Here is an 11956-nt window from a genome sequence, read left to right as displayed (position 1 = left end):
CAACGCCGACCCGCATGGTCGCACAGGGATGTGCCAGAACTGGCTGCCAGCACTGGCAGCCTTTTTTGTGGCTGAAAAAGCGTCAGAACGCGGTTTCCAGTGAATCGGTGACGCAATAGTCATCATCCACCAACGGTAAATAACGCCACTTGTCAAATGCGGTACAGGGATGGGAAATGCCGCAGCCAATCCAGTCGCCCGGTTGCAGCGGATCGTCCGCCGGTAACTGCAAATAAGCGTGCTGATCGTTGACGTCGGTGATGCGCAAATGCGTAGCCGCGCGCGGTGCGCTGCCGTCCGCCTGACGAATCCACAGCGGATTGGGCAGCTCCTGATCGAACGGCACATCGCGCCGGCCGAAATCGACAAAGGCCAGCCCCGGCTCCGGACGCGATAACACGCGGCCCCAGATCTCCAGTGCGGCGCTGAAATGGTGCGTTGCACCCGGCTGCGCAAAGGGGGCAATGCGTGCATATAAGCCGCTGTCGTGTGCCATGTACGCACCGGATCGAATCAGCGGCGTGACCGGCAGCGGCAACTGTGCCGCGCTGAAGCAGGCCGCGACCACATCGAACCACGCGCCACCGCCGGCGCTGAGAATAATTTCTCCGCTGGCAAACAGCTGGTGTTCAGCCAGCAGCGCGGCGGTCGCGATCATCATCTCGCAGTAATCTTTCACCCGCTGCACGCCTGCGGCATCGCGTCCGGCACCCAGCGCACCTTCATAACCGGCCACACCCACCAGCTGCAGTGAGCGGCTATCATGGATTGCATGGGCGATTTCCAGCGCAGCCTGCGGCGAGCGACAGCCGGTGCGGCCGCCGCTGACCGACATCTCCAGCAGTACGGCGATCTGCGCGCCGCCGAGATGCTGCTCAAGCAGTTTTACGCCCTGCAGCGAATCCACATAACAGAGGAAGCCGTGGTCGGGATGCTGCTGTTGCCACTGGCCAATCCAGCGGATCCCGGCGGGATCCACCAGTTCATTGGCGAGAAACACGTTGCGGATGCCAAACTGGCGCAGCGCGCGCACCTGGGCCGGCGTCGCTGCGCTCAGGCCCCAGGCGCCGCCTTCACTGACGGCACGGCGCAGAATTGCCGGCGACATCGAGGTTTTGCCGTGCGCGGCCAGCATCACGCCGTTTTCCTGGCAGAACGCCGCCAGTTGCCGCAGGTTATTCTCCAGCGCCGATTGTTTCATCAGCATCAGCGGTGAGAAAACGTCAGGGCTGTTAAACACCGGCGTGCCGTTAGCCAGCGGCTGATTGCCCGTTCCGGCCACCGATTTAAACCGCGGCGCAGGCTGCAGCGCATCCAGCGCGCCGTCGGCCTGCAAAGGGAAGTGAATCGACATCCTGCCTCCTGTTAGTGCTCAAGCACGCGCGACAAAAACTGCTGGGTGCGCGGATTCTGCGGATTAACAAAAATCTGCTCCGGCGAACCCTGTTCGGCGATCACCCCCTGGTCCATAAACACCACGCGATCGGCGGTTTTACGCGCAAAGCCCATCTCATGCGTCACCACCACCATGGTCATGCCTTCGCGTGCCAGACTGCGCATCACTTCCATCACTTCACCAACCAGTTCGGGATCGAGCGCGGAGGTGGCTTCATCGAAGAACATGATTTTCGGCTCGACCGCCAGCGCGCGGGCAATCGCCACACGCTGTTGCTGCCCGCCGGAAAGCTGAGCCGGATAGTGATGCGCGCGCTCCGCCAGGCCAACGCGCGTCAGCGCCGCCATGCCGCGTTTGTTCGCTTCCGCTTCGGACAGCTTCTGCGCTTTAATCAGCGCCAGCGTCACGTTGCCGAGTGCGGTTTTATGCGGGAACAGGTTGAACTGCTGAAACACCATGCCGACGTGGCCGCAAATTTCACTGCTGCGTTTACGGTCGTGCAGCGGTACTTCATTGACCCAGATTTCGCCGCCGTCGGCGGTTTCCAGACCACTCATAATGCGCAGCACGGTACTTTTTCCCGAGCCGGAGGCGCCAATCAGCACCAGCACTTCGCCCGGCGACACGTCCAGGCTGATCTCTTTCAGTACCTGAGTTGCGCCAAAGGATTTGGTAATACGGCTCAGCGTAATGGCGGATTTGCTCATGATAACTGGCTCCTGGTTTGATGATGTTGAACCCAACGGGAAAGCGGAAAGCAGACAGCGAAGTAGAGCAGGGCGACCAGGCCGTAAACCACCACCGGCTGGCCAATGCGATCAACAATCGCCTGCCCCTGGTGCATCAGCTCCGACATGCCGATCATGCTGACAATTGACGTATCTTTGATCAGTGAAAGATACTGACCCACCAGCGGCGGCAGCACGATGCCGCGCGTTTGTGGCAACACTACGCTGAGAAACGTCTGGCGTTTTGATAATCCGAGGATCCACGACACTTCCCACTGCCCTTTCGGCACGGCTTCAATGCCGGCCCGGAACACTTCAGCAATGTAAGCGCCCTGATAAATGCTCAGGCCCAGAATGCCGGCGGCGAACAAGTTGATTTCATAACCAAAATAGGCCACGCCGAAGTAAATGAACATCAGTGTGATCAGCACCGGCGTGCCGCGAAACAGCTCGGTGTACAGCACGGCAATCTCTCTGGCGATCGGCAGACGGCTGGTGCGAAGCACCGCGGCCAGTAAACCGAGCAGGGTGCTGCCGGCGATAGCGGCGATGGACAGCAGTAAGGTGATGACCAGCCCTTTCAGCAGGATTGGCAGCGAGCTAATGATAAGTTCGCTCATAACGCATTCTCCCGTTTCACTGGATTAATCAGCCATTTTTTTGCCCACCGCCAGCCGGACTTTTTTACCGGCGTCACCAGCGGCGGGTGGAACAGCCGGCGTCCGGCCACGGTGCCAAGCCATGAAAACAGGTTACTCAGCACCAGATACACCAGGGCAACGACGCTGAAAGTCTGAATATAAAGCAGGGTGCGCGCGTTAATTACCGTGGCGGTACCGGTCAGCTCCGGCAGGGCGATCGCCGAGAGCAGCGACGTACCGAGCAGCAGCTGAATCAGGTTATTGATGATCGCCGGCCAGACGGCGCGAGCCGCCTGCGGCAGCACCACGCTGAGGAAAATCTGGTGGCGCGGAATGCCGAGGATATGCGCCGCTTCCAGCTGGCCCTTCGCCACGGACTGAATACCGGCGCGGAAGGTTTCCGACAAATAGGCACCGACGTTAATCCCCAGTGCCAGCACTCCGGCGGTAAAGGCGCTCATGGTGATACCGAGCGACGGCAGGCCAAAAAAGATGATGAAAATTTGCAGCAGCACCGGCGTATTGCGGATGAATTCAACATAACAGTGGCTGATCCAGCGCAGCGGCGCCAGCGGTGAAGATTTCGCCAGTGCGGCCAGCAGACCGAGCGCCACCGCCAGCGCGAACGCCAGCAGGGTAACCTGCAGCGTGAGCCACGCGGCCTCCAGAAAGGTGTCGGCGTAACGCCACAGGGTTAGCCATTGATAACTCATGGTATGACTCCTTCAGGCGGCGCAGCCTGTGCGACTGCGCCGTGGGCGGACAATCAGTATTGCGGATTCAGCGGATAACGCGGTTTGCTGCCGAACCATTTCTCATACAGCTGGGCGTTCTCACCGGATGCGTTGATTTCAAACAGGAATTCGTTGAGGTAATTGGTCCATACCTGGTCGCCCTGTTTCACCCCAAAGGCGTTGTACTCCAGTGGGACCAGCGCTTCGTTGGTCACGGCCAGTGACGGATCGAGCTTCGCCTGGTAAGCGAGGAAGTTGTTATCCTCGATCATCGCATCGGCCTGACCCTGTTTGACGGCCAGAATCGCCGCCTGGGATGAGTCGTACTCCTGAATTTTCACGTCGATGCCGAGGTTGCGCACTTCGTCGCCATTGGTCGAGCCTTTCACCGTGGCAATGGTTTTGCCGGCCATGTCATGCGCAGACTGAATGCCGCTGTTTTTGCGCACCAGCATTGCCTCACTGGCTACTACGTACGGATGGGTGAAGCCAATCTCTTTGGCACGTTCCAGATTGCGGGTGAAGTTACAAAACACCACATCGACTTTGTTGGTTTGCAGATTAGGGATGCGGTTGGCGCTGGTGGTGTTGACCATTTCCAGCTTCACGCCCATCTCTTTGGCCAGCGCTTTCGCCAGGTCAACGTCGTAACCATCCGGGTTGCCGTCTTTGTCATAAAAACCGAACGGTGCGAAGCTCAGGCAGTCACCGACGCGCAATGTGCCGCGCTGCAGTACGGTTTGCAGCGCCGACTGTGGCGCAGCGCCAGCCTCTTTTTTCTCTTCGGTGGGCGTACAGCCTGCTATCGCCAGCATGACCAGCGCACCGGCCACGGTTTTGGCACTTAATTTCAGCGATGTTGCATTCATCTTTATGCTCTCTTTAAATGTTTGACGAGACGGCGTTATTCCGCATCACCCGTTTAATAGACGATAGCCAGCGCAGCGGCCGCACCGCGTATTTCGGGTTATTTTATTGAAAAAGCAAATGCATTAATTAATATCAGGCTGGCCTGGTGTTGGCGAAGAAAATGAACATCGCAGCCTGGTTGAACGGTATTACTTATTTACGGTCGGCGCGGAAACATTTCATGTCCACTTCGACTTTGCAGTCGACCACTAAATCCTGCACGCTACAAATACGCGCCGGTGGATGACCACTGAATATCTCACTGAATACTTTGTTGAAAGAACTGAAATAACGCGCGTCGGTCAACACCGCCGTCACATGGACCACATCCTCCACGCGGTAACCCGCTTCGCGCATGATAGTGAGGCAGTTGTCGAACGCTAACTGTGTCTGTTCGATGATGCCGCCCTCTACTACTTCGCCGTCGCGCATCGGCGTCTGGCCTGAGATATACAGCCAGCCATCGGCCTCAACGGCGCGGGCGAACGGCAGTTTTTGCCCGCCGGTACCGGTACCGCCCTCAATGCCATAACGTTTGATCGTCATGTCTTTCTGCTCCTTTGCACACTACCGTTTCTGTCTGATATACCAGACTGCTATCTGCAATACCGGATAGGACGAGATTTGCACAGCTGTTGCTTTTTTGCAATATGGCAATCGGCAATTAATTTTTTGCCGTGCTGGTGCGATCGCAAAATAAAATCCAGTGCGTGATTTTTTTGAATGGAAATGTGACCGCTATCGAATTTAACAGCGAGTCCCATCTTTTTTATGCGCCACAATGGGGCCCGAAAATAGCGCATGATAAATAAAGTCGCCGGAAAGATTTTTATTATTGCGGGGATGGGTAATTTCTTTTGCCGGGTGTATCATGCAGCTCTTTTTAAACGCAGGTGAGTAGCACCATAACGACAGGGGAGTGAGCGTATGCCGGATGAAAAAACGTCCCGGGCACGCGGTGTTGACCGGGTTATTGATATTTTTCGCCAGCTGCATATCGCGCGTCAGCCTATGGCGATGCGGGATTTAATCGAAGCGACCGGTGCACCGCGCTCCAGTATTTATGAGCTGGTCAGTTTGCTGAGTGAAGCGGGCCTGGTTGAGCTTGATGCGGAAGGTGCCGTGTTTTTCGGTCGTGAAATGCACTATTACGGTGCGGATTACATGGCCCACAACGATCTGATCCGTCGTGCACATCAGCTTATGGTTGAGATCGTGGCGCGTCATGGCGAAACCGTGCAGCTATGTATGCTGGAAGGTAACAAATACACCGTGGTGCTGTCGGAGAGTAACGCCCATCCGTTTAAAATCACCTCTGATATCGGTGTGCGCGTGCCGATCACCTGGACGGCGACCGGTCGTTTACTGCTGAGTAACTGGTCGGACAGCGCCATTCTCGACCTGATTCCGGAGGAGGATTATCGGCTGGCCAGCGGTCAGATTCTCGACAAGCAGACCTTCCTCGAAGAGATTCACCGTGCCGGCCAGCTGGGCTACTGCATGACCGAAGGTCTGTCCGAAAGCTTTACCTGCTGTATGGCTGCACCGATTCGCTCGCGCAGCGGCCAGGCGGTTGCGGCAATCTGCTTTATGGTCAGCCGTGATACTCCGGCGGAACGCCGACAGATGCTGCTGCAGGAACTGATCGCGTCTGGGCAGAAATTGTCTGATTTCACCTGAGCCGTTGCTTCGCCACAGCGTAATGCGGCGGGCTCCCGGCGCCGTATTATTCGCTTACAACCGCGTGCCGTCGGGTTTATTTTGCCGTGATTAAGGTTGTGTTAAGGTAATTGATAATAATAACTATTTCTTTTACCACGGAGTTTTGGCATGAAAACGCGCCTGTTACTGGCAATGGGGATTCTGGTCTCAACCGCAGCCTGCGCGACTGACTATCCGCTCACCGTCACCGACATGGATGGTCACACGCAAACAATCAGCAAAGAACCGCAGCACATCATTCTGCAGGATGGCCGCGATGTGTTGACGCTGGCGCTGCTCGATCGCGACAATCCGTTTAAACGTGTCGTGGCCTGGAACAATCTGCCGAAAAAGCAGGATACGCAAACCTGGGATATGCTAAAGCGCCGCTGGCCTGAAGCGACAAAAATTGTCGATATGGGTTTCAGCGATCAGGGCCAGGTTAATCTGGAAAGCGTGCTGGCGCAGAAACCGGATCTGATGATTGCGCAGCTGCGCGCTAAGCCGGCGCTGGAACAATCCGGCGTGCTGAGCACGCTGAACAACCTGCATATCCCGGTGCTGTTCGTCGATTATGAACTGCATCCGGCACAAAACACCGCCCCGAGCGTCACGCTGCTGGGCAAAGTGCTGAACCGCGAAAGCGAAGCCAAAGCCTACACCGATTTTTACCAGCAGCGCTTCGACCGCATCACGCAAGCCGTTGCGAAGGTCAAAAACAAACCCACGGTATTTATCGAACCCATTGCCGGTAACAGCGATAACTGCTGCTTTACCCACAGTCATAATGGCTGGGGTGGCCTGGTAGAAGCGGTCGGCGGCAAAAATATTGGTTCGGCACTGCTGCCAGGTAATGCCGGCTTTGTCGCGCTGGAAAAAATCATCGCCATGAAACCGGACGTTTACATCATGACCGGTTCAAAGCGGCCAAACAGCAACGTGCTGCCGTTTGGTTACGGCGTGCAGCCGCAGGAAGTACGTGCCACGTTCCAGACGTTATTGCAGCGTACCGGACTGGCGCAAATCGCGCCGGTGAAGCAGGGGCGCGTGTATGGGGTGTATCATCACTTCTACAATCACCCGTACAACATCATCGGCATGGAAATCCTCGCGAAGGATCTCTATCCGCAGCAGTTTGCCGATCTCAAACCGGTGGCGGATTTCCATACCCTCGTGAAAACCTTCACTCAACTGCCGGACAATGCCATCGAACTGAGCTATCCGGACAACCAGTAATTGCCCGCAGCGGGCGCCCGGCCCGCTGTTCCCATCCTGCCCAAAGCAAAACCCCACAAAAAAAGCACGACGGTCATGACACTGCATATTGTTATGTTATAACATATCAATATCAGCACCCTTTCAGGTGCGCGTGATGTCATTATTCAGGAGTGATTATGTCAGCTTTATCCACAAACGGCGGCTTCAGGCGGCTGCCGGTCACCGTACTCTCTGGCTTTCTCGGTGCCGGAAAAACCACTTTGCTTAACCATATTCTCAACAACCGCGAAGGCCGCCGCGTGGCGGTGATCGTCAACGATATGTCGGAAGTGAATATTGATGCCGCGCTGGTGCGCGAGGGCGGGGCGGCGTTGTCACGTACCGACGAGAAGCTGGTGGAAATGAGCAACGGCTGCATCTGCTGCACGCTGCGCGAAGATTTACTGCTGGAGGTCAACCGGCTGGCAAAAGAGGGGCGTTTTGATCATCTGGTGATTGAATCGACCGGCATCTCTGAGCCGCTGCCGGTGGCGGAAACCTTTACGTTTGCCGATGAAGAGGGGCAAAGCCTGTCCGCCGTGGCGGCGCTGGATACCATGGTGACCGTGGTGGATGGCTACAATTTCCTGCGTGACTATGATTCCAGTGAAAGCGTCCGCTCGAGCGGCGAATCGCTTGGCGATGAGGATGAGCGCACGGTGGTCGATTTGCTGATCGATCAGATTGAATTCTGCGATGTGCTGATTCTCAACAAAACCGACCTGATTGATACGGCGGAGCAGACACGGTTGACCGCGATTCTGCACTCGCTCAATCCACGTGCGCGGATTATTCGCGCGCAGTTTGGTCAGGTGGCGCTTGATCAGGTGCTGAATACCGGCCTGTTTGACTTCGATGCTGCGGCACAGGCCCCCGGCTGGCTGAAAGAGTTGCGCGGCGAGCACACGCCTGAAACTGAAGAGTACGGCATCCGCAGCTTTGTTTTCCGCGCGCGTCGTCCCTTCCATCCGCAGCGTTTTTATCAGGTGATTACGCAGCACATGCAGGGCGTGGTGCGGTCGAAAGGGTATTTCTGGCTGGCAACCCGCCCGCGTCACGCCGGATCCTGGTCGCAGGCCGGCGGCGTCACGCGGCAGGGGCTGGCCGGGATGTGGTGGGCCTGCGTGCCTGAAGATCGCTGGCCGCAGGACGCAGACACGCTGCATTACATCCGCGAAAACTGGCATGAAGGCACGGGGGATGCGCGGCAGGAGATGGTGATCATCGGTATCGATATGGATGAAACCGTGCTGCGTCAGCAGCTGCACCATGCGTTACTGACCGATGAGGAAATGGCGCTGGGGCCAGACGGCTGGGCACAGTTGCCTGATCCGTTTCAGCCATGGTTTGACTGATGCGTCGCCGCGCAGCGGGCTGTGCGGCGACGAACCTATCATCATAATCCGGTATTCATCAGCCGCATCTGGGTGCAGAACGGACACTGACAGCCGCTCACCGCCGTCGCCAGGCGCGCATGCGCTTCGGCAATCGCCAGCGGCTGCGCCTGATCGGTGCTGGCAAGTGCGTTAGCCGGTTTCAGCGCCAGCTTTAACGGATCGATTTTCGCCTGAAATGCTCCCGCTTTCGCCGAAGCAAAAGCAATCACTAACAGTGGAACTGTAACCTTCATCGCAGCAACCTCAATCAGAGCACGGGATTGTAACGATATAACATAAACGTGACGCTGTTAAGCGCCTTTATGTGGCGATCCCAGCCACATTGAAACTTCGACGCCATCAGCAAACGGCAGCGAGGTATAGAGGCGGCTGCCGTGCACCATTTCCAGATACTCAGGGCTGAAATCGGCATCATCGGCCACAATCAGGGCCCCCGGACGCAACCAGGGCTGCACCAGCTGCAAAATCTCCAGATAGATCGCCTTCGCGCCATCCAGCACCAGCATATCAACGCTGGCTGGCAGGTCCTGACTCAGCGTGTCCAGCGCATCGCCCACGCGAATTTCAATCAGGTCACTGACGCCAGCATCGGCAAAATGATTGCGCGCCAGCGCCACTTTGCCCGTTTCAAACTCGCTGGTGATGATGCGGCCGCCGCCATTATCGCGCACCGCCGCCGCCAGGTGCAGGGTGGAGAGACCAAACGAAGTGCCAAACTCAACGATATGCTGCGCCCGGCTGCTGCGCGCCAGCATGTACAGCAGTTTGCCGGTTTCCCGTGAGACCGCCAGCGGCACATCCTTTAAATGACCGTAGAGTTCGCGGTAATCGGTTTTGCTCTGCAGCAGACGCGTTTGCTCCTCATCGGACATCACGCGAAACGCTTCATTGGTGGGATGCGCCATGTTATCCGCCAGCTCAAATAAATAGTTAAGCAGCGGCGCCAGCGGCGCGGAAGTGAGGGTGTTCATCATCGGGGTTCCTGCATCAGAAGATGGATTTTGCGTCAGGAACAGAATACGATGAATTACTCGCATTTCACTATTCGCGTTCAGGAGCAGATGATGGCCGCACAACGTAACGCTAAGATTTCTGAAAGAAAAAAGCCGCAGCAGGCGCGATCCAGTGAGCTGGTGGCAGCCATTTTGCAGGCGGCGACTCAGGTTCTGGAGCAGGAAGGTGCCACACGCTTTACCACTGCCCGCGTGGCCGAACGGGCGGGCGTTAGTATTGGATCGCTGTACCAGTATTTTCCCAACAAGGCCGCTATCCTTTTCCGTCTGCAGAGCGAAGAGTGGCAGCGAACCGGCGATCTGCTGGGTTCGATTCTGCGCGACAGCGCATCCACGCCGCGTCAGCGCTTGCATCAGCTGACCTGGGCGTTCCTGCACTCAGAGTGTGAAGAGGCGGCGATGCGCACCGCACTGAATGATGCCGCGCCGCTTTACCGGGATGCGCCGGAAGTGCAGGCCGCGCGCGCCAATGGCGAGAATGTGATGTGCGAATTTCTGCAACAGCTGCTGCCGCAGCGGGACGCGGCTGAGGTGGCGCGGGCGGCGGATTTAATCAACAGTACGCTGGGTGACGTCGGCAAGCATTTTTCCGAATCGCCGCGCAGCGCAGCAGAAATTCAGGCTTACGCACGCGATATGGCAGACATGTTCTGTGCCTGGATCAGAGAAAAAGGGGCCGAATTGCAGTAAAAAATGGGCTGGAAATCTCTGAAAGCGGTTAACAAACTCATTATTCACATTCTCATTAATCCACACCGCGAGTAAGCTTGATAAAACCTTGGTAAAGCCGGATGGATTGACGGCACACAGAGACGGGAGAGCATGATGGCAGTAAAAATGATTGCGGTGGATATGGATGGGACATTTCTCGATGACAATAAGCAGTACAACGCGCAGCGTTTTGCGCGCCAGTACGCGCTGCTGAAGGAGAAAGGCATCCGTTTCGTGGTCGCCAGCGGCAATCAGTATTATCAGTTGCAGCACTATTTTCCCGCTATCAAAGATGAGATCGCCTTCGTGGCTGAAAATGGTGCCTGGGTGTCCGACAGCAACGAAGAAATTTTCTGCGGCGAACTGGCGCCGGAGCGTGTTCATCAGGTGCTGGATATTCTCGCCAAAGAGCCGGAGATCAGCACCGTGGTGTGCGGTCGCAACGGCGCTTATGTGCACAAGTCAATGCCGGATGAGGTGGCCGCCATGCTGGCGAATCACTATCGCCGGCTGGAGAAGCGCGACAGCCTGTACGATATCGACGACACCATTTTCAAGTTTTCGCTGAATCTGGCACACGAAGGTGTCGAGGCGCTGCTGGCGCGTCTGCACAGCGAACTGAACGCGATTGAAAACATCATGCATCCGGTCTCCAGCGGATTTGGCTTTGTCGATTTAATCATTCCCGGCTGTCATAAGGCGCACGGCATCGCGCTGCTGCAGGAGAAGTGGGGCATTGATGATTGTGAAGTGCTGGCGATTGGCGACAGCGCCAACGATATCGAAATGCTGCGCCAGGCCTGTTACAGCTTTGCCATGGCCAACGCCGCTGCACCGGTGGCAGCCGTCGCGCGTTATCGGACGGAAAGTAATAACGACGAGGGCGCTCTCAACGTCATCGCCCGCCTGCTGGCACGCGAAACGCCATTTGGTTAACGGTCACCGGATCGATCCACGAACCGCGGCGCTATTTAGTGTGGGATAAATCGCGCCGCGACGAACAGTATGCGACCCGCGCGTGGTTATTCACTGGCGGATGACGCTGCAGGGCGGGCGTTTTCCGCCGGCGTGCCGCCTGCCGCGCGAAGGTTAGCTTCCATCTCATCCAGTGCCGCCTGGTTTTCTAATCCCCACTGATACATCTGCTCAATTGGCCGGGCGAAGGTCATCCCCAGCGCGGTCAGCCGGTAATCCACTTTCGGTGGAATCACTTCGTAGACCTGACGTGCAATTAAGCCGCGCTGCTCCAGCTCTTTCAGTGTCTGAAACAGCATTTTTTTCGAAATCCCCTGCAGGCTACGCTGCAGTTCACCGGTACGGGCGCGCTGTCCCGGCCAGTGATACAACGCGTGCAGCACCATCGTGCTCCATTTCACCGAAAACAGATCCATCAGACGGCGCGGTGGCGAATCCGCATAGAAAACCAGTTTGCCATCAACCCAGGCTGGCATCGCACTCTCCTTTATGGT

Annotated in this window: 14 protein-coding genes; 5 read left to right on the top strand and 9 right to left on the bottom strand. The window is 56.9% G+C overall.

The genetic code is table 11. The features are described from left to right. Nucleotides 1–82 precede the first annotated feature (82 nt). The 6 genes from C1N56_RS21690 to C1N56_RS21665 form a co-directional block, all read right to left on the bottom strand. A complete protein-coding gene (locus tag C1N56_RS21690; RefSeq protein WP_394517549.1) occupies nt 83–1354 on the bottom strand; it encodes an alanine racemase in 1272 nt (423 codons plus the stop codon). 11 nt (nt 1355–1365) lie between these two features. After that, on the bottom strand, nt 1366–2103 hold the full coding sequence (locus tag C1N56_RS21685) for an amino acid ABC transporter ATP-binding protein (RefSeq protein WP_021508752.1): 738 nt from the start codon (nt 2101–2103) through the stop codon (nt 1366–1368). Continuing rightward, nucleotides 2100–2744 carry an amino acid ABC transporter permease gene (locus tag C1N56_RS21680; RefSeq protein ID WP_021508751.1) on the bottom strand — a complete coding sequence of 215 codons (645 nt, stop codon included), beginning with the start codon at nt 2742–2744 and terminating at the stop codon, nt 2100–2102. Before C1N56_RS21680 ends, C1N56_RS21685 begins: the two co-directional genes overlap by 4 nt. Beyond that, nucleotides 2741–3478, bottom strand: a complete 738-nt coding sequence (locus C1N56_RS21675) for an amino acid ABC transporter permease (protein ID WP_394517548.1) — start codon at nt 3476–3478, stop codon at nt 2741–2743. Before C1N56_RS21675 ends, C1N56_RS21680 begins: the two co-directional genes overlap by 4 nt. 53 nt (nt 3479–3531) lie before the next feature. Further along, nucleotides 3532–4368: an ABC transporter substrate-binding protein gene (locus tag C1N56_RS21670; protein WP_104187713.1), complete on the bottom strand. Its 837-nt coding sequence runs from the start codon at nt 4366–4368 to the stop codon at nt 3532–3534. Nucleotides 4369–4561: 193 nt separating this feature from the next. Continuing rightward, nucleotides 4562–4954, bottom strand: coding sequence for a RidA family protein (locus C1N56_RS21665; RefSeq protein WP_021508748.1), 393 nt, complete (start codon nt 4952–4954; stop codon nt 4562–4564). A 381-nt stretch (nt 4955–5335) separates the two neighbouring features. Between C1N56_RS21665 and C1N56_RS21660 the strand changes: the two genes are divergently transcribed. The 3 genes from C1N56_RS21660 (at nt 5336) to zigA (ending at nt 8721) form a co-directional block, all read left to right on the top strand. Then, nucleotides 5336–6088, top strand: coding sequence for an IclR family transcriptional regulator (locus tag C1N56_RS21660; protein ID WP_010615761.1), 753 nt, complete (start codon nt 5336–5338; stop codon nt 6086–6088). Between the two features lie 150 nt (nt 6089–6238). Continuing rightward, nucleotides 6239–7345, top strand: coding sequence for an ABC transporter substrate-binding protein (locus C1N56_RS21655; RefSeq protein WP_282954505.1), 1107 nt, complete (start codon nt 6239–6241; stop codon nt 7343–7345). Nucleotides 7346–7503: 158 nt separating this feature from the next. Continuing rightward, nucleotides 7504–8721, top strand: coding sequence for a zinc metallochaperone GTPase ZigA (zigA, locus tag C1N56_RS21650; protein ID WP_394517547.1), 1218 nt, complete (start codon nt 7504–7506; stop codon nt 8719–8721). Nucleotides 8722–8762: 41 nt separating this feature from the next. Here zigA and C1N56_RS21645 read toward each other — a convergent pair whose 3' ends face one another. After that, nucleotides 8763–8996, bottom strand: coding sequence for a hypothetical protein (locus C1N56_RS21645; protein WP_058758679.1), 234 nt, complete (start codon nt 8994–8996; stop codon nt 8763–8765). A gap of 57 nt (nt 8997–9053) precedes the next feature. Next, the gene (locus C1N56_RS21640; protein WP_394517714.1) at nt 9054–9734 is read right to left on the bottom strand and encodes an O-methyltransferase; all 681 of its coding nucleotides are present in this window, start codon (nt 9732–9734) and stop codon (nt 9054–9056) included. A gap of 93 nt (nt 9735–9827) precedes the next feature. On the opposite strand from C1N56_RS21640, the gene C1N56_RS21635 reads away from it, so the two are divergent. Then, nucleotides 9828–10466 carry a TetR family transcriptional regulator gene (locus tag C1N56_RS21635; RefSeq protein WP_058775568.1) on the top strand — a complete coding sequence of 213 codons (639 nt, stop codon included), beginning with the start codon at nt 9828–9830 and terminating at the stop codon, nt 10464–10466. A 135-nt stretch (nt 10467–10601) separates the two neighbouring features. Next, complete coding sequence (locus C1N56_RS21630; RefSeq protein WP_394517713.1) at nt 10602–11423, top strand: Cof-type HAD-IIB family hydrolase; 822 nt, start codon at nt 10602–10604, stop codon at nt 11421–11423. Nucleotides 11424–11509: 86 nt separating this feature from the next. Here C1N56_RS21630 and C1N56_RS21625 read toward each other — a convergent pair whose 3' ends face one another. Further along, nucleotides 11510–11938 carry a winged helix-turn-helix transcriptional regulator gene (locus C1N56_RS21625; RefSeq protein ID WP_058770471.1) on the bottom strand — a complete coding sequence of 143 codons (429 nt, stop codon included), beginning with the start codon at nt 11936–11938 and terminating at the stop codon, nt 11510–11512. Nucleotides 11939–11956: the final 18 nt, after the last annotated feature.

Source organism: Pantoea sp. SGAir0175, assembly GCF_043547855.1.
This window is presented reverse-complemented; position numbering and strand designations above follow the sequence as displayed.

Excerpts from the sequence above, each read along its gene's own strand:
- C1N56_RS21690 (WP_394517549.1), bottom strand. The coding sequence starts at position 1,354 with ATGTCGATTCACTTCCCTTTGCAGGCCGACGGCGCGCTGGATGCGCTG.
- C1N56_RS21685 (WP_021508752.1), bottom strand. The coding sequence starts at position 2,103 with ATGAGCAAATCCGCCATTACGCTGAGCCGTATTACCAAATCCTTTGGC.
- C1N56_RS21680 (WP_021508751.1), bottom strand. The coding sequence starts at position 2,744 with ATGAGCGAACTTATCATTAGCTCGCTGCCAATCCTGCTGAAAGGGCTG.
- C1N56_RS21675 (WP_394517548.1), bottom strand. The coding sequence starts at position 3,478 with ATGAGTTATCAATGGCTAACCCTGTGGCGTTACGCCGACACCTTTCTG.
- C1N56_RS21670 (WP_104187713.1), bottom strand. The coding sequence starts at position 4,368 with ATGAATGCAACATCGCTGAAATTAAGTGCCAAAACCGTGGCCGGTGCG.
- C1N56_RS21665 (WP_021508748.1), bottom strand. The coding sequence starts at position 4,954 with ATGACGATCAAACGTTATGGCATTGAGGGCGGTACCGGTACCGGCGGG.
- C1N56_RS21660 (WP_010615761.1), top strand. The coding sequence starts at position 5,336 with ATGCCGGATGAAAAAACGTCCCGGGCACGCGGTGTTGACCGGGTTATT.
- C1N56_RS21655 (WP_282954505.1), top strand. The coding sequence starts at position 6,239 with ATGAAAACGCGCCTGTTACTGGCAATGGGGATTCTGGTCTCAACCGCA.
- zigA (WP_394517547.1), top strand. The coding sequence starts at position 7,504 with ATGTCAGCTTTATCCACAAACGGCGGCTTCAGGCGGCTGCCGGTCACC.
- C1N56_RS21645 (WP_058758679.1), bottom strand. The coding sequence starts at position 8,996 with ATGAAGGTTACAGTTCCACTGTTAGTGATTGCTTTTGCTTCGGCGAAA.
- C1N56_RS21640 (WP_394517714.1), bottom strand. The coding sequence starts at position 9,734 with ATGAACACCCTCACTTCCGCGCCGCTGGCGCCGCTGCTTAACTATTTA.
- C1N56_RS21635 (WP_058775568.1), top strand. The coding sequence starts at position 9,828 with ATGGCCGCACAACGTAACGCTAAGATTTCTGAAAGAAAAAAGCCGCAG.
- C1N56_RS21630 (WP_394517713.1), top strand. The coding sequence starts at position 10,602 with ATGGCAGTAAAAATGATTGCGGTGGATATGGATGGGACATTTCTCGAT.
- C1N56_RS21625 (WP_058770471.1), bottom strand. The coding sequence starts at position 11,938 with ATGCCAGCCTGGGTTGATGGCAAACTGGTTTTCTATGCGGATTCGCCA.